General features: G+C 41.7%; 13 protein-coding genes and 1 pseudogene. 5 read left to right on the top strand and 9 right to left on the bottom strand.

The window, feature by feature from the left end; translation table 11 throughout:
• Positions 1-109 precede the first annotated feature (109 nt).
• A complete protein-coding gene (locus tag N5J47_RS10815; protein ID WP_279959898.1) occupies positions 110-1,486 on the bottom strand; it encodes a Do family serine endopeptidase in 1,377 nt (458 codons plus the stop codon).
• A 304-nt stretch (positions 1,487-1,790) separates the two neighbouring features.
• Here N5J47_RS10815 and N5J47_RS10810 point away from each other — a divergent pair, with 304 nt between their 5' ends.
• Positions 1,791-2,804, top strand: a complete 1,014-nt coding sequence (locus N5J47_RS10810) for an AraC family transcriptional regulator (protein ID WP_279959897.1) — start codon at positions 1,791-1,793, stop codon at positions 2,802-2,804.
• A gap of 7 nt (positions 2,805-2,811) precedes the next feature.
• On the opposite strand, the gene N5J47_RS10805 is transcribed toward N5J47_RS10810, so the two are convergent.
• The 5 genes from N5J47_RS10805 to N5J47_RS10785 form a co-directional block, all read right to left on the bottom strand.
• On the bottom strand, positions 2,812-3,582 hold the full coding sequence (locus tag N5J47_RS10805; RefSeq protein WP_279959896.1) for a molecular chaperone: 771 nt from the start codon (positions 3,580-3,582) through the stop codon (positions 2,812-2,814).
• On the bottom strand, positions 3,579-5,168 hold the full coding sequence (locus N5J47_RS10800; RefSeq protein ID WP_279959895.1) for a fimbrial protein: 1,590 nt from the start codon (positions 5,166-5,168) through the stop codon (positions 3,579-3,581). Before N5J47_RS10800 ends, N5J47_RS10805 begins: the two co-directional genes overlap by 4 nt.
• A 2-nt stretch (positions 5,169-5,170) precedes the next feature.
• The gene (locus N5J47_RS10795) at positions 5,171-7,795 is read right to left on the bottom strand and encodes a fimbrial biogenesis outer membrane usher protein (protein WP_279959894.1); all 2,625 of its coding nucleotides are present in this window, start codon (positions 7,793-7,795) and stop codon (positions 5,171-5,173) included.
• A 23-nt stretch (positions 7,796-7,818) separates the two neighbouring features.
• Positions 7,819-8,559, bottom strand: a complete 741-nt coding sequence (locus N5J47_RS10790; RefSeq protein ID WP_279959893.1) for a molecular chaperone — start codon at positions 8,557-8,559, stop codon at positions 7,819-7,821.
• A gap of 125 nt (positions 8,560-8,684) precedes the next feature.
• The gene (locus N5J47_RS10785) at positions 8,685-9,227 is read right to left on the bottom strand and encodes a hypothetical protein (protein ID WP_279959892.1); all 543 of its coding nucleotides are present in this window, start codon (positions 9,225-9,227) and stop codon (positions 8,685-8,687) included.
• Between the two features lie 520 nt (positions 9,228-9,747).
• Between N5J47_RS10785 and nadB the strand changes: the two genes are divergently transcribed.
• On the top strand, positions 9,748-11,388 hold the full coding sequence (gene nadB, locus N5J47_RS10780; protein WP_279959921.1) for an L-aspartate oxidase: 1,641 nt from the start codon (positions 9,748-9,750) through the stop codon (positions 11,386-11,388).
• A gap of 86 nt (positions 11,389-11,474) precedes the next feature.
• Here the strand turns inward: nadB and N5J47_RS10775 are convergent, their stop codons facing one another.
• Entirely contained in the window at positions 11,475-11,906 is a 432-nt protein-coding gene (locus tag N5J47_RS10775; RefSeq protein ID WP_279959891.1) for a transcriptional repressor, read from the bottom strand.
• Between the two features lie 473 nt (positions 11,907-12,379).
• On the opposite strand from N5J47_RS10775, the pseudogene N5J47_RS10770 reads away from it, so the two are divergent.
• The 3 genes and pseudogenes from N5J47_RS10770 (at position 12,380) to N5J47_RS10760 (ending at position 16,729) form a co-directional block, all read left to right on the top strand.
• Positions 12,380-14,728, top strand: a pseudogene (locus N5J47_RS10770) (TonB-dependent receptor).
• Between the two features lie 99 nt (positions 14,729-14,827).
• A complete protein-coding gene (locus tag N5J47_RS10765) occupies positions 14,828-15,511 on the top strand; it encodes a Fe2+-dependent dioxygenase (RefSeq protein ID WP_267978959.1) in 684 nt (227 codons plus the stop codon).
• Positions 15,512-16,729, top strand: coding sequence for a HAMP domain-containing sensor histidine kinase (locus N5J47_RS10760; protein ID WP_279959890.1), 1,218 nt, complete (start codon positions 15,512-15,514; stop codon positions 16,727-16,729).
• Here N5J47_RS10760 and tmk read toward each other — a convergent pair.
• Together tmk and mltG are read right to left on the bottom strand one after the other, a co-directional pair.
• Complete coding sequence (tmk, locus tag N5J47_RS10755; protein WP_279959889.1) at positions 16,722-17,321, bottom strand: dTMP kinase; 600 nt, start codon at positions 17,319-17,321, stop codon at positions 16,722-16,724. The genes N5J47_RS10760 and tmk overlap by 8 nt on opposite strands.
• Positions 17,321-18,397: an endolytic transglycosylase MltG gene (mltG, locus tag N5J47_RS10750; RefSeq protein ID WP_279959888.1), complete on the bottom strand. Its 1,077-nt coding sequence runs from the start codon at positions 18,395-18,397 to the stop codon at positions 17,321-17,323. The genes tmk and mltG overlap by 1 nt, the downstream gene beginning before the upstream one ends.

The raw sequence follows: 18,397 nt of genomic DNA, 5'->3' as shown, positions 1-18,397 counted from the left end.
GTCTGATATTTCATTAGTCAAAGTTTCGTTGCATACACTAGTCTAAACCCATCGTCATTACAAAATAAAAACCACTCCAATGAGGAGTGGTTTTAAAAATCAAGATAAATTACTGAAGACGTAAACCGACAATTGCACGTTGCCCCTGACGGATAATCACAATACGGGCCACACTATTTTTTGGCAATGCTGCAATTGCCTTGGCAAATGCCTGACTATTGGGAACAGGTGTGCTGTTGACTTGTACAATCACATCCCCCGCAACCAGATTCGATAATGAAGCTAAACCACCGCGCTTCACTTCTCGGACCAGAGTACCACCATTAACATTTAAACGGCTTTGTTCAGCTTCCGTTAAGTCTCGGATATTCATACCCAAGCCATTGGTTGGATTGTTTTTATCCTCAGCCGCAGGTGTATCATCTGGCGCCACACTTAAAGTCGCAGCAATGGTACGGATCTTGTCATCTCTCAGAACTTCGAGCTGGATAGTTTGATTTGGCGCAATACGGTTTAAGCGATAAATCAGGTCGCTGGTACGGCTAATGCTATTGCCATCCAGTTTCAGAATCACGTCGCCTGGTTTTAGGCCTGCTTTTTCGGCAGGAGATTTTGGCGAAACCTGATTAATCAATGAACCTTCTGGTTTTGGCAGTTTATAGGCATCGGCCAAGTTGCGGTCAATATCCTGCAACATCACCCCTAAATAAGAACGCGTTACCTTACCATTGGTTTTCAACTGCTGCACAACATCCATCGCTACATCAATTGGGATAGAGAATGACAAGCCCATATAACCACCCGTCCCACTAAAGATACGCGAGTTTACGCCCACTACCTCACCACGTTGGTTAAACAATGGGCCACCAGAGTTACCTGGGTTTAAGGCTGCATCAGTCTGAATAAATGGAACTGATGTTTCACCACTCATATTACGTGATTTGGCACTGACAATACCTGCCGATGCTGAATAATCAAAGCCAAAAGGAGAACCTATTGCCAACACAGGTTCACCCACTTTTAGCTGATTTGAATCACCAATTCTCAATTCAGGAAAACTCGCGCCATTCACTTTTAACAAGGCAATATCAGTGCGCTCATCACTTCCAACCAGGGTTGCATCAAGCTCGCGGCGGTCATTTAAGGTAATAGTAATACGTGATGCATCGTCAATGACATGACGGTTGGTTAACAGATAACCATCCTTACTGATAAAGAATGCGCTACCATAAGCTGTTTTTTCCTGGGGTCCCTGCTGTTGGGGAACAATCACCTGATTACCAAAAAAACGACGTAGAATTTCGGGAACCTGTTGCTGCAACAACTCTTCCTGAGTCATTTTCTTCACAACATTGACACTCACCACAGCAGGACTCACCTGCTCAACGAGACTAGAAAAATCTACTGGCGATGCAGCATTGACTTGAGCAGCTGCCACCGTAAATACCGCAGCATACATTCCTTGTTGTAAATAGCGACTTTTCATGAAGCAAGAACCTACATACTGATGATCAAATAAAATTCAAGATTATGTTTTTATCATAACCCTAGCATTCTTTTCGTAAAAATATGTTTATATTTTCAAGGCATACAACGAAATAGAATGACAAAATATGGATAAATTATGGAGACGAGTCTGCTCACATTTACACTACTTTACTTTTTATAAAAGATATCTTAAAAAATAATTAAAAAATATTTCAAGATCATTAGAGATATGTTTTATTAGTGTTAATTAATTCATGTTTTTCGTATAAAATAACAATTATAAGATTGCAAGGAGGCAATAAATGTTTGAAAACAAATTAAATCAGGGCTCTGTATGTGCCTCCTTAACGTTAATGATAATTGACTTCTGCAAAGCCCATAATCTTCATGTACCAAATGAATGTTTTTTATATGAAATGGATGAACGGATTCCATTTAATGTTTGGTGTTATATTCTAGAGAAAATTAGGTTACAAACCGATATTCCCGCCCTAGGTTTAGAAATTTCCAACTTTATTCAACCTCCTTATGCAGGGATTGTTTCTTATCTATCCTTTACCAAACCAACATTATTTGAAGCTGTACCAGAGTTTATTCATTATGGACGTTTAGCTTATGACTTTAACTTTATGCACTTTCAAATAGAAGACAATGAGATTGAATTTAGCTGGGGTGATTATATTGCAAGACCAGGATTGTTAGTTGATGAAAATGCAATCTCCCTGCTCATCAATATTGTTCGGCATGCCATCGCCCCACAAGAACCTCCGCTCAAAAGTGTACATTTTATTTACGAAAAACCAGATAACATATCAAAATATAATGATTTTTTTAAGTGTCCTGTTTATTTTAACGCAGCCGTCACCTCCGTATGTTTTTCCGTTACTGAGGTTAAAAATATTTCACTCCCTAAAACTGATCCATTTTTACATAAATTATTACAAAAACAGGCAGATTCTCTATTAAATAAACTTTCATCCTACAACCAGTTCGAACAAAAAATAAGAATCTGCATTATTAGCAGTTTAAAAAACAAGAAAATAAACATTGATATTATTGCTGACCAGATGGGTTTAAGTATTAAAAACTTAAGAGAATCACTTCACGAATATGGTTATACATTTAATGATATTCTTAATGATGTTAGGTATGATCTGGCCAAGAAATATCTAAGCAATATTGAACTAAGTATTAATGAAATTTCTGATTTACTCGGTTATTCAGAACAAAGTGTTTTTCAGCGGGCATTTAAAACTTGGTCAGGAGAAACACCTTTAAAATGGAGAAACGACAATAATAGATATTTCCCTTTATAAAATATAGCTAAAACTCCAGTTTTATTTTTCCTAGTTTATAATCAAACTCACCTTGGTAAGTTTTGCCATCGTCAGCTATTAAGGAAAATATTATTCTATCAGGTTGAATAATATTAAAATCACTGGGTAATAAATAAGCCCGTTGGCTTAATGCTTTCGTCATCATATCCATATCCTGCGGAACCTGAACACCCTGCTCTGCCTGTACAACTGTAAGACCTGCAAATGAGACATTGTAGGGTGTTGGATTCTGGCAGGTTAAAAGCCATTGCCCTTGTTGCTGCTGCAAGGAAAAACGCAGTTGTTCAGCAATTTGCCTTAATTCCATCTTAGGGAGGCTTTTAGGTCGATAAAACACCTTGAGCTGGGTATTCATTGCCAAGTCCAGACGAGCCTGGTTGGGTTCCAGAGGCTTCATGTGCTCTTTGGTTTTACCTGGAATTTCATATAGATTTAACCAGAAAACAGTTTCTCGGTCCTGTGGCATGGTGCTGCCATTTTGTACAATACGTAAGGCTTGAATGGCTTTGGGTTGCATTTTAAATACTGCTGGAAGCACAACAAACGGAGCATTTGCCTGATCAGGATTACCCTGCCCATCATCCACCCAGGTTTGGGCAATAATTGGATAATCATTGATATTCGACAGAATGAGGGAACGTTCCCGTTCTCCCTCAATGTAGATGATACGGCTTGATGAGGTTGCAAATCCTGCATGGCACATCCCACTTTGCAATAGCACAAGTAGTGGTGTAATAATAAGATTCAACCATTTCATTGGATTTTAACAACCACATATGCTGTTGAGTTGATGGTTCCAGCAGTCACAGAATTTACTGGTGTACCATCAATTTTCTTTAGATCAGCAGTATAGTTAATACGATACCGTGTATAACCAGTCAAAGGTGTACCTATATTTGTATAATGCCCTGAATTCAAGACTGGATACCAGCCCGCTGTATTCCCCTGTGGATAGGTGACAGCTGGATAACAATATTGATTATTTGACGGACCACACGTCTGGGCATAGACATCTCTGGTGGACGCAGGTAATGTTCCAGTTGCGCCTGGTTGCCCAAGCAATGTCAGGTAACTGCCTGCGCCCTGATATTTAATATAGATACCCACATTTTGAGCAACACCTGTGGCGCCATAATTATTATCGACCAATGCCTTTACACTCTGAGTCGTATCTCCATTATACAAAGACAATAAAGGATTATTTTTAATTGCATTATATGCCTGTTGTGAGGGTTGAATACCAATTGCCATTTGATTAGCTGATGTTCCAGATACAGCCGTATTTTGACAATCAACCTGTACTTCAAAATTTCGACTAACTACATTACCACTATTTAAATGACTGGTTGTTGTGGAATTAAAGTCAACTGTTGGAGTTACCATATTGAGTTTACAGGCTGGCACATTATTAACCAACCTAGCTGCATTGTATAGAGTATAACCAAAGCCATTATCTGCCCCCCAAAAATTATAGGTTGTATCACTATAACCATGGGTTACCCCTACAGTATCATGTGGAAAACTAACAAAGTTATCACCATCATCATTGCCACCTGTATGGGCAGTTCCCGTATGTCCCAAGGTAATGTAGGATGAAGGTTGCGGACAGTCATAATTACCATACTGTCCTAAATCCCGAAGGTCTCCAGACACACCAGTGCTTGGTGTCTGGTCTGTACACCACTTGTTATGTGTTCCACCTGTGCTGGTACTATAAGGCGGTAAACCAGCCACCCGAACCAATTCAAACTGTAGAATGGGTAGATGTTTTAAACGGATACAATACCACCCTGTCTGACATCGATCTTTGGCAGCTGTTGTTCCTCCCGTCCCCGTTTCATATTGTATAGGCAGCTCAGTCCATTGAGGTGCTAGAGTTACGCCATTCATCACCTGGCGAATCCCTACACCAGCAAACCATGTATAGTAAACATTGGTTTGCCCTCCCGCATCGCTTGGGTCAACTGGGAAAAAACCGCCAACCCGATCATCTCCATTAACAGAGGTCAGGAAACGGATTTTGGACATATCCGTTCCAGCCGTACATGCCCAAAGCAAACTTTCAGCATTGGCATTACGGATTTTATATTCTGTAGGTGGTACAGAGGCCTGGGCCAGAACACTGCCTATAGGCTGGATGGCAATATCCATAAGATGAATATTACCCACCCGAATCTTGGCGGCATGGCCATCTTCTGTTTGGGTAATGGTCCTTGAGTTTGAAAAACCTGTGTAATAAACGCCAGTTTGCCAATCTACCTGTTGGCAAGCTGCCCATACCTGTTTCCCACTACAGCAGCATATTGCCAACGTGATCAGTTTTAAAATGTCTATTTTTTTCATTATTATTCCTCAACCGTACACGTTGCCTGTAACTTAATCAGTGCCTGGCCCAGTTGCTGGGAGTCAAGCTGGTATGGAAGCTGACAGCTTTGTCCAGCATCGTTCCCCCAACGTAAGGTCAGTTGACCCTGCTGCTGTTCTACACGTACATACACCTGTCCGTTTTGACCCACCATCCCAATCACCTCGCCTGTATCTTTCAGGACATCGGCTCCCATTGGAATGATTTGTCCATCTGCAAGTCTGCTTTGAATGAGCACACTATAACCACGACGGGTTTTAAATTTAACCTTAACCGCTGCACCTGCATAAGGGGCAATCCGTTGTTCACCCCCCTCCAATTCCACATCACCAGACATACCCTGCGGGTCAAGTGCAATCGTGTTGTAACGATAAGGGCTAACACTTGGTAAAAGCGCATAGCCAAAACGGTCAATTTTGCTGGTCGGGGCACTGACAATTTTTGCACCTGTGGCATCTTTCGCCTCAATCAGGGCAAAGGTGTCTCCCACATATTGCCCGAGTGTGATGCCGCCCGAGTGAACTGCCATCGCACCGCTGGCATTGACTGAGCCTTGCCAGTATTGATCACTATAGGCTGTATTTAGTCCAAGCTGAACATTCGAGAAGCGCTTGTATAAGCCCGCATTGTAGGTTTGCTGATCATTCCCCATGCCATTCATTCCCACGTTGTAGCTTAAACTATAGTCCTGATCCAACGCCCCACTGACACCCACCTGATAATTATCCATATCATTGCTACGGTTATAATTGGCATTGAGATTTGGTGTCATGACATTGCGGGAACGACCCAACGGCATATTGATGGATAAGCCACCAAAGTTGTCAAAACGTTCTTCCTTAAGTACGCCATTATTAAGGGTATGGATTTTCTGACGGGTATAGGTCAGGTTCATACTCAAAATGCCAAAGTTCTTGTTATAGCCCAACTGTAAAGAGGTATCCCGATCACGTCCATCTCGATAATCCTGGGTTGAACCTGTCACATAAAAGGAACCATAGCACCCCAATGGCTGGCTCATACTGACCTGAAAACGCGAACGCTGCAAATAGGTAGAGGATGTATAAACCACACCATCCTGCCAAGCCTGCCTGATTCCCAAAACATCATTTAAGTCCCGATAGCCACTGGTCGAGTACCGATAACTTGCCAGCGAAAAGGTGGTATTGGTTGGTGTCAGGGTTTTGCTATAAGTTAAATCGGTCATCCAGCCATCGACATAGTCATTATTGTCTGTGGGAAGTTTCGCTCTGGAGTAAGTAATATTTGAACCAATTGCACCATAACGACCACCCAATACATTGCCTAAAGCGACTGCCTGATAATCATCAGCAATTCGCAATCCACTGTTGAGGGTAATCAGGTTATTCACACCATATTCATAATTTAGGTCGGCAAAATAACTATTCAAACCCATGTTCTGGTCAGTTTTTCCTGCTGAAAAACTGTAGTTGGAGATCCCCTCACGTAAGGATGTTGGAACGGCAGCATAGGGAATTTCAGTGGAATGGGTTGAACCATCCGCCTCAGTCACCACAACCGTCAAGTTGCCATTGTAGTTGGTCGGATAAAGATCCGTAATTTCAAACGGTCCTGGCGCAACAGTGATCTGATAAATATCCCGACCATTTTGCTGAACTGAAACTTTAGCATTACTTTGTGCTGTTCCCCGAATCACAGGCGCATAACCACGCAATGATTCTGGACGCATACGCTCATCTGTTGCCAAATTTAATCCTTTAAACGCCAACCCTGAAAAAAATCGGCCTGAGGTATATAACTGCCCCAGGGTGAGTTGTGACTGTAGCTGCTCAATCGGGCGCTGGACATAACTACGGATATTCTGCCATGTGGTTTCATGGTCATCATTCATCGATAGATTGGACTGCTGGCGATACTGCCATTTTCCAATATTGATCCCACCATTTAAACTCAGAAATGCGGATTCATTATTGAGATGATTACCTAAACGGCTCTCTGTGTAGTAATAGTTCCCCATATAGTTAATAAAACCAATGCTGGTGCCTACGTCCAGTTCTGAGGGATTGACATAACCACGGGGTAAGTTTTTCATTAAACTTTGTGGTACGGTTAAATCCAGGCGCAAGTTTGAAAAATCAAAAGAGCTGACACTTCCAGTTGCGACTTGTGCCAATGTTAAACATTGTGCTGACTGAACCTGGGTATTTTCCTTGTGCTGCTGCCGATAATCCATATCCCCTAAAATACCTGCTCGCTCAATTAAATCAGCATTTAAGCATGCAACAGCACCTTGTTTGTTCTGTTCATCTTTTTCAAACTTGATATTGCCCCGTTCAAAAAAACCTCCGTTGATATAAATATCAACTTTATACATTCCTGCCTCAACCTGATCAGCATGATTAAAACGTTCAATCATACTGGGTGTTAAACCACTCCCCTTAAACAGGTTGGGATCAAAAGCATACTCTTCCTGTTGCTTCGTACTGTGATCCGTTTTCACTTCCGTATCAGTTGTGTCTTCAGAAACAGATGCCATCACCTGTGCTTGTACTGTCTGCAATAAAATACCACTGACCAAAGCCGCCAGATATGAAAGACGAAAAAGGGGCGTATACCGTTCCATGTAATACTTCCTTTTTTAAATTATTATGGTTGTGCAATAAGGTCATACTTGGTGTATGCACCGTAATCTGTCACCAGAGTCACCGTAACGGTTGCCGAGGCTGTATGGGTCATGTTTTTCTGCACCAGCCATTTTTCACTGGACTTTGGCGCAACCATGCCAATTGGCATTTCGGTGGTTTGTTCACCCACCTTAATAAAGGCTTGGGTTAAATTTGCGTAATAGCCTGTTGGATTATTGATCTGTAACCAGATGCCTTTTGCATCCTGCTGTAGGCGATAACGTAATTGTTTTGGTACATCCTCAACCTTGCCCACAATGGTCTTGGGACGATAAAAAATTTTAAAACGGTTTTTGACAATTAAGACCAGCTTATTCTGGTCAACCACATCCTTGCTCATGGCTGGAATTTGCTTGAAATTTAGGTAATAAATCGATTCACGGTCTTTGGGTAATTGACCATCACCTGTATAGAATAATCGTGCGGTTTGCCCTGCTTGTGGATTAATCCGAAACACCTGTGGATTCACCATAAATGGTGCATCTGCCGTTTCAGGGGTGGATTGATCATTCCCTTGATCAACCCAGATCTGCACTAAAAAAGGCAGATTGTCTTTATTACTAAACTGAAGTGACTGATCTTTGCTTTCCGCAGGAAAAACGACACGCGTCCCTGCCATTGTGACTCCCGCATACGCCATTGTTATCCCGAACATCTGGCAAAACAGCAGAAAAGCAAGCGCCATATATCGAATCATGATCATTCCTCTATTCCTTGAGTCTTATCCTGATTAACACCATCAATAAAGTAATAGGATCACTTGCCATATCGAAACGGTTCAAGGGGTATGGCAAGTGATGTTCAGCAAGTTACGCGCTTGTGTAAAAATCAATCATAAACCAAGGTCCAGCCGAGTGCTGCCAATACAGTACCTGCTGTTGCATTACCTGTTGCCTTATATTTGGCAGTGAGTGGTAACGAACCAGTACCTGCTGTAGCGCCTGTAATAGCCACATTACCTGAACTTGCTGCCGCACCAGCAAATGCATATGGTGTAGATGAACCTATTGTTCCTCTTGCAATTTCAATCCCAACATTGGTGGCCGTACCTGTATTGGCAATCAAGCTATTATTCGTTGTATCAAAGCTCGCAGGCGTGAGGGTAAAATGTACACCACGGGCATCAGCACCTTCACAACCCGTTACATCCAGTGAAAATGCAGTTTCATTCGCCGTATCTCCAGCTGTAGCCAAAGCAGTTCTGTTTACCGTCGCCAAAGTCACTGCCGTTGCGCTTGCCCCACCCGTTAAGGCGGTTGCACAAGAATCCTGAATAACCTGTCCAGTAAAGTTAATTGTTCCTGCATCTGCCATTGCCATATTTGCTGCACCCATCGCAACAAATGCCAACGCTAAATGTTTAATTTTCATAAAAAGTCTTCCTTTTCAAACGCAAAAAATAAATTATTTTGTCCTTGGAGATCACATAAGAATACGTCTCACACCTCACCAATTATGTGAAGTTGTTAGCATTCTTTTTAAAAATTAACAGAACAGCATGAAAAGCTCATTGATAGATATAGATTATTTTTTGACAATTCATTTTCAGTATTTTATGTTTTATTTTTATTTAAATTTTCCATTTATAATGAAAGGTTTATATTTTAAAAATCTCCATTTGATCAAAAAAACCATCTCATATTCTGGTATCTCCTGTTCTCGGTCCTCCATTGTCGAAATAAAATGTAAAACCCATTAAACTTTCAAAAAGAAAACTCATCATTTTTTACCAATTTATTTTTAATTCTGACCCTTTTTGTCGGTTTTATATTCCAATAACTTTCATTAAAAGTATTTTATTCGCAAAAAAATTGAGCAATTCTAGGCAGATTGGCACTTGCCTTTTTCATTAAAAAGCGTTGTCATTAGCGAACGTTTGAAAATGAAGCAGATCGTCATGCCTGATTTAGAAACAATTCACCATTTTGATGTGATTATTGTAGGCAGTGGTGGTGCAGGCTTAAGCCTCGCACTCTCTTTACCAAGTCATTACAACATTGCAATTTTGGCAAAGGCGGCGCTCACAGAAGCCAGTACCTTTTATGCTCAGGGCGGTGTTGCTGCGGTACTGGACGAGACTGATTCCATTCAACAACACATTAGTGACACTATGATTGCAGGCGCACATTTATGTGAAATGGATGCAGTCAAACATACAGTTGAGGGTGGCAAACCCTCTGTTGACTTCCTGCTAAAACAAGGTGTGCAGTTCACACTGGATGATGATGAGCAATTACACCTTACCCGTGAAGGGGGGCACTCACAACGCCGTATTATCCATTCAGCAGATGCAACAGGCAAAGCAATTTCAACCACATTGGTTGAACGCGCCAAAGAACGCAACAACATCACCATTTTTGAAAATTACATTGCAATTGACCTGATCACCTTGCATAAACTTGGCCACCAGAACCAGCCTAACCGTGCCATTGGCTTATATGCCCTGGATGAAAGTGCTGAACAGGTTCATACGTTTCTGGCACCGTTCACCGCTCTGGCATGTGGTGGGGCAATGAAAGCCTATCTATATACCTCGAACCCTGACATCGCGACAGGTGATGGTATTGCAATGGCCTATCGTGCGGGTTGCCGTGTTGCCAATATGGAATTTAACCAGTTCCACCCAACCTGTTTATACCATCCCAAAGCACGTTCGTTCCTGATTACTGAAGCAATGCGTGGTGAAGGAGCCTATCTGCGTTTACCTGATGGTGAGCGTTTTATGCTACGTTTTGATGAACGTGCCGAACTTGCACCCCGCGATATTGTGGCCCGTGCCATTGACTATGAAATCAAGCGTTTAGGTATCCGTCATGTATGGCTGGACATTACCCATAAATCACCAGAGTTTATTACCGAACACTTCCCTACACTCTATGCACGCCTGCTAGAGCTTGGCATTGATATTACCAAGGACATGATTCCTGTTGTACCTGCTGCCCACTATACCTGTGGCGGCGTGGTGGTGGATTCCAGCAGCCAGACCGATTTGACGGGTTTGTATGCCATTGGTGAAACCTCATATACAGGTCTACATGGTGCAAACCGTATGGCGAGCAACTCCTTGCTTGAGTGCTTTGTGTATGGCATGAGCGCAGCGGAAGATATTGAACAGAAATTTGATGCGGGCTTTAAATTCCCTGAGGTTCCTGCATGGGATGAATCACAGGTCACCGATGCGGATGAAGATGTGGTGATTCTGCAAAACTGGGATGAGTTACGTTCAACCATGTGGAACTATGTTGGAATTGTGCGTACCACCAAACGTTTACAACGTGCCCTGCACCGTATTGAAATGTTAAAACGTGAAATCACGGAGTATTATCAGGATTACCGTGTCAGCAAGAACCTGATTGAACTGCGCAATCTGGTACTTGTATCTGAGATGATTGTTCGCTGTGCCATGCAACGCAAGGAATCCCGTGGCCTGCATTACACGCTGGATTATCCTGAACTTTCCAGTGAAATTCGTAAAACTGTTCTGACGCCACCAAATTTTGCAGTGGAACAGCCATTGGTCAATCAATTCTAAAATTAATAAATAAAAATCAGGGTCTGTTTTTCAGCTTATGAATATAAACAGGCCCTATTCTTTTCAATACTTATTTATATCCAGAATCAGGTACATTCCTTACATTCAACCTGGATAATCAAATTATAAGATTTAACATTCAACTGTTGCTGCTGATAAAATTGCTGCAAATTTTGGTCTAATTCACGTTGGTCCACTTCTATTCGTTTTTTGCACTTAATACATTCACAAATAACAGAACCCGATTGCGTACCTATAGAGAAAACAGCCTGGCGCTCACCTGGTTTATGATAACGCTGGATAATATTCGCCTGTTCCAATGACCTTAACACAGTATAAATACTGGTTAAAAATAGCGTACTATTTAATTCCGCCACAGCTTTTTCAATTTCATAGGCAGTCATCGCCTGATTGGATTCACTCAATATCCTTAAAATTAATAATCGGGGCAGTGTGGCGCGAACCTTGGCAGCGCGTAACTTCTTTACGAGTTCATCCATGTTAACAGTATGATTCATCTTTCTTTATTCACATTTAATACCAGAAATCCACACTCAAAATAAAGGCTTATGATCAAATAAGCTTCCGCTTTTTCTAGGATTTTATCTAAAGTAAAACTTAACATCCCGAGCTTACTTTAGCCTAAAACTTTAAAATTATGGCATACTCAATGTCAAAAAAATGTCAGATTTTTCCAATGAAATATCCACAAAATAAAATTTATCTCAAGTTTTATTCAGACAAATCAATATAATATGAAAATTTCAAAATATAAAAATTTATTTTTATTTTTTATAAAATAGATTATTATTAAACAATAATAATTCTTATTAATATAATCGCTGTTTAAAAATAAACAAATTAAATACATAATCTCCATTATCATGGAGATTATGTTTATGCTTTATTAATACTGTTAGATTCATATTGTGAATGTAAATAAGAATTACTATTATTTCTCCACATTTGTAACCATTTATTAAGGTTGACCATGTCTTTTATTAAATCCCGTAAGAAAATTGTCAGTACGGCAATTCTTTCTACTCTGTCAGCGGTAGCAAATGCTGATAATAATGCGACACAATTACCAACCATTGATGTAAAAGCAGAATAAACCCAAGGTTTAAAAGTAGATTCTTCGGCAAATACAAAATATGTTGCGCCCTTATTGGATACACCAAAATCAGTTTCGATTATTTCAAAACAACTGATTGAAGATACCCAGGTGACGACTTTGGCGGATGCCTTGCGCACAGTACCAGGCATCACATTAGGTGCGGGTGAAGGTGGAAATCCGAATGGTGATCGTCCATTTATTCGTGGTTACAACTCTGAGGGTTCCATGTATGTGGATGGCGTGCGTAGTGGCGCCTCACAAAACCGTGAAATGTTCGCTGTTGAACAGGTTGAAGTGACCAAAGGCTCCTCTTCTGCCCTGGGCGGTGGCGGCAATGCCAGCGGTAATATCAATCTGGTTTCCAAGTTGGCAAAAGCGGGTGACAGCATTGAGGGAACCATCGCCCAAGGTACGGATGACTATCGTCGTATTGTGCTTGATGGGAACAAAGACTTTGGCAATGGCATTGCGGCACGTGTTGTGGCAATGGGTCATGAAAATAATAAAGCGGCTCAGGATAACGGTGCGGAATATAAACGTGCGGGTATTGCGCCAAGTATCAGTATTGGTTTAGGTACACCAACCCGTGCGACTTTAAGCTACTACTACCTTAAAACAGATGATGAACCTGATTCGGGCGTACCTTATAACAACCCACGTAACTACACGACAGGTACAGGTGAACCAATCAGTGTTAGACAGGGCATTTACTACGGCTGGAAAGACCACGATTTCCAAAAGCAGGAAAATCAGATCGGGACGTTGAAACTAGAGCATGATCTCACTGAAAACCTAACAATCAGCAATATTGCAACCTATAATAAATCCAAAAATGACTATATCTGGACGCAGCCTGATGATTCCCAAGGAAACTTCTTAAATCCAACGACTGGACAATTGGGAGGTGATGGGGTTTGGCGTCGTGTAAACAGCCGTACCACAGATGGTGATACCTTTAGTGATCAACTCTCCTTACGTGGTAAGTTCAATACCAGTATCTTAAAACATAGTTTTAATACAGGTGTCGAATATTCAAAAGTAGATAAGGATGCTGGTATTTATCTTGTTACCGATAGCTTAAAACCAAAACAGCAAATTGATAAAGATGGTAAGCCTGTTGTAGATAAAGATGGCAAACCTGTAATGAATAATCCTATCGGTGGCGCAGTAGGAGTAGCAGGTGGTGCATGTAGTAGCAATCCTTATTATGGTCTTGGTAAAGGTGCAGCATCACATTATTGGTGTACAGATGCACTTAATCCAAATGCAAATGACCTATTCTTAGGTACAATTACCAAGAATGCTCGTGTCAGCAATACCACAACAGAAACAACTGGTATTTATTTCTTTGACAACATTGAAATTAATCCCCAGTTACTGATTGACTTAGGTGTACGCTAGGATAAATTCGAAACAGAATTAACCACCTACAAGAGTGGCGCTAACCTACTTCCAACGCCAACGGTAGTAAACAGTGATTCAGATTTCTGGAGCTATAATGCAGGTATTACATTTAAACCAACTGAAAATAGTGCGGTTTATGCCAGCTATGCAACTTCCGCAACACCAGTCGGTGTAGACTCAGGCGAGTATTCAGAATCAAGCCCATCTCTGGCAATCAAGGACCTTGATCCTGAAAAGGCACGTACCATTGAAGTGGGTACAAAATGGGATTTATTGAACAATAAACTCAATGCAACCGCGGCGATCTTCCGCACTGAAAAAACCAATACCCGTGTTGCTGTTGATGCCAACACAACCATGAATGCTGGTGAAAGCAAGGTGGACGGTGTTGAGCTTGGCCTAAATGGTAATATCACTGATGCATGGGCTATGTCATTTGGCTATACCTATCTGGACAGCGAGTTGGTAAAAGCGGCCTACAATGCCAAGGCAAATGAAGGTTTACCTTTACCAAACGTTCCTAAAAACAGTGCCACGCTTTGGACAACCTACCAAGTCCTGCCACAAGTCACTGTCGGTGGTGGTGCAACCTATATGGATAAAGTGTTTGGTGCCCAAACATCAACCTCTGAAAAATGGGTTCCAAGCTATGTACGCTACGATGCAATGGCCCGTTACAACGTCAACAAGAATGTGGATTTACAGTTAAACGTAAACAACCTGTCTGACAAGCGTTACTTTACCAAAGCCTATGGTTCACACTATGCCACAGAAGCTGAGGGTCGCAGCGCAGTATTATCAGTAAACTTTAAATACTAATTGCTGATTAATCCTATATAAAAGTCTTTTGAGATAGCTTTAAAACTAAGGCTATCTCTTTTCTGTTTATTGGCATTACACATAAATAAGGTGGTTGTTGTGATTCATCATATTCCTCAAGTATTAAGCAAGGAACAAGTGCGGTACTTCCGAGATGAAATGAATAAAATTGAATGGGTCAATGGCAAGGTCACTGCTGGTACCTTATCTGCAAGCGTGAAACAAAACCAGCAGCTTCCCGAAGACCATCCACTGACTCATCATTTGAGCAATATTATTTTAGAGTCTTTAGGCCAGCATCCTCTGTTTTTATCCGCCGCCATTCCTCTGGATATCATTCCTCCCCTGTTTAACCGTTACGAGCATAATGAGCATTTTGGTTTTCATGTCGATAACTCGATCCGACGCATTCGCGGAACCAAGGACCGACTGAGAACTGACCTGTCCTGCACCGTTTTTCTTAGCGAACCAGATGAATATGAGGGCGGTGAACTGGTTGTGGAAGATACCTATGGCTACCATGAAATCAGGCTGCCCGCTGGTGACATGATTCTTTATCCATCCACCAGTCTGCATGAGGTGACGGCTGTTACACAGGGCTGCCGAATCGCCTCATTTTTCTGGGTGCAAAGCATGATTCGGGATGATGCTGAACGCCATATCCTGTTTAATCTGGACCAGACCATACAAAACCTGAGAATACAGTTGGGAGACCATCATGAAGAAGTCATTAAACTCACCAGCCTTTATCACAACCTGATGCGAAAATGGGCAGAGCTTTAAATGATTTTCATAGCAATGCATAGCTTTGCAGTGGGTCTGCATGGCTTTCTGGTTAATGAGCATATTGAAAAACTGGTTTGGCAAAATATTCTGGGCATTGATTTTGAAAACTTTAACCTGAACAAGATTCGTGCGGAGAACAATCAGGATTCATCAAACAACAACCTCAAATGGTATGACGAAAACCAGAATGACCGTATTCCTGCGGAATTTAGCGATTTTGAGGTTGGCATCCATGATGAGGTGGAATATCAGGATCGAGTTTATGTCATTCGGGTGACTGAAAAGAATGATAAAAAGCAGATTCTTGCGCTGGACATTACCGAGATTGAGAAACAGGAATTCTATGTCGTATTCTTCGCCTTTGTATTGATGGTTTTCTCAATCACACTGATTACCTATATCGCCTATAACCAGCTTGGTAAATTGATTAATCCATTACTAAGCTTGGCCAATGATCTGTCCAGACTAACCCCGATTCAGGACCAGATTCAAATTGACCGTTCAAAAATAAAATATTATGAGTCCTATGTTTTATCTGATGCCATTCAGAATTATGTTGAAAGGTCACAACATTATCTAGAAAAGGAAAAGGTATTTTTTTCCACAGTGAGTCATGAACTTCGCACCCCTGTTTCCGTAATCTTGGGTGCAATTGATGTGCTGCAACACCATCAATCCATCCCTGCCACTGTGCTGCCACATCTGGACCGAATCGCACGGATCACACAAGATATGGAGGAACTGATTGCATGTCTGTTATTTCTGGCACGTGATCAGGAACGTTTAAACCGTTATGCTGAAGAGGTGGATTTGTACCATGAAATTCCAGTGATGATTGAACATCATATTTCCCTGTGTAAAGGAAAAAATGTGGAGATATTAAATCTGGTCAACCAGCCATTTAGAATTAATGTGCCCCCACAATTGATTCGGGTGGTGGTGAGTAACCTACTGAGGAACGCCATAGAAAACTGTGATGATGACACAATCAAAATATATCAACATGACACGCAAATCATGATTGAAGATTCGGGGCATGGCATGTCGGCTGAGGCACTGAGTGCCTTTTATACCTCGCGTGCCAGAATGGGCAATAATCAAAGTGCAGGAATTGGCATTCCATTGATTTTAAAAATCTGTGACCATTTTGGCTGGTCACTCACCTTTAAATCCAAACCAGAGAAAGGAACCATTGCGATTTTAAAGTTTAGTTAAAATAACCCATCGCATCCTTAAACACCTGTTCAGGGTTCTGTGTGGCATCGAGTCGCTTAATCCGTTCAGGTTCAGCCTGCCACAAGGATTCATATCCTGCCCGCACCTTGGTAAAGAAGCTCAGCTTTTCCTGTTCAAAACGATCCAGTGCCCCACGCTCTCTGGCACGGGTCATGCCCAGTTCAATTGGTGCATCCAACCAAAAGGTAATATTCGGCATATGGGAAACGAAAGTCTGGTTAAGTAGCTGCAACTTTTCCTGACTTAAGCCACGCCCAGCACATTGATAGGCAAAACTGGCATCGGTAAAACGGTCACTTAACACAATCTTGCCAGCTTTCAGGGCAGGAACAATTACCTGCTGTAAATGTTGCGCGCGCGCTGCATAGATCAGTAGCAACTCAGTATCATGGCTCATTTGTTCTTCATGATTCACCGCCAACAGCAACGAGCGAATCTGTTCCGCCAATGGTGTTCCCCCTGGTTCACGGGTGAGCACCACCTGTTTACCCTGCTGTTCAAAGTACTGATGAATTTTACGAATCAGCGTGGTTTTCCCTACACCTTCCGTCCCTTCAAAACTAATAAACATCATTCACCCTGATTTTTCTTTGAACGTAACACAGTTAAATATTCCTGCACCGCACGGTTATGCTCTTCCAATGATGCTGTAAATTTATGCCCACCATTGCCTGTGGCAACAAAATAAACATTTTTTGAGTCATCTGGATGCATGGCGGCTTCAATCGCCTTTTTACTTGGCAAGGCAATCGGTGTTGGCGGCAACCCATTAATGGTATAGGTGTTATAAGCTGTTGGAGTACGCAAATCATTACGTGTGATATTGCCCTTATAATCATCCCCCATGCCATAAATCACGGTTGGGTCTGTTTGCAGACGCATCCCGATTTGCAGACGACGCACAAACACGCCTGAAACCTGTTGCAACTCACTGTCCAGACTGGTTTCCTTTTCAATAATTGAAGCCATGATCAATGCTTCATACTTATCTTTGTAAGGGAGATTCGCCGCTTTATTTGCCCATGCCTCATCCAGTGATTTCATTTGACGGCGGTATAAATCGGTCAGGATTTTCTTATCCGTTTCACCTTTGGCAAAGAAATAGGTATCAGGCGCAAACAAACCTTCTGGATGTGAATATGGAATATCCAGTTCCTTGAGTAATTGATCCCGTGGCAAATCCAGAATGGTTTTGCTGACATTTGGGTCTTTTTTAAGATTCTGAACCAGTTGCTTAAACGTTGTTCCCTCAATCACCAGAATACGGTTCATCTGTGCATTTTCAGCATTCGACAACATATCCAGTACCTGACGAACACTCATGCCATGAGTGACTTCATACACACCCGCTTTCATGCTGTCATGAATCATGAACTTCTGGTACAGCTTTAATATTATCGGAAAATTCACCTTATTTTCTTTTGCGAGACGGTCAATAAATCTGGAATAGGTATCGCCCGAAGAAATGACTAAAAGCTGTTTCTTGCCCTCAACAGGATAGTTTTTAAACAGGCTTGTCCCCACAATGCTCAACAGGATGACAAATAAAACAATGATTGCACCCAAAAATGCTTTCACTGGAAATCTGGATTTCGGCTTGGCTTTCGGTTTTTTCTTGCTTTTGCTTGAATTTGGCGGCTTTGGCAT

Source organism: Acinetobacter sp. GD03645, assembly GCF_029845285.1.
GTDB lineage: Bacteria > Pseudomonadota > Gammaproteobacteria > Pseudomonadales > Moraxellaceae > Acinetobacter > Acinetobacter corruptisaponis.
This window is presented reverse-complemented; position numbering and strand designations above follow the sequence as displayed.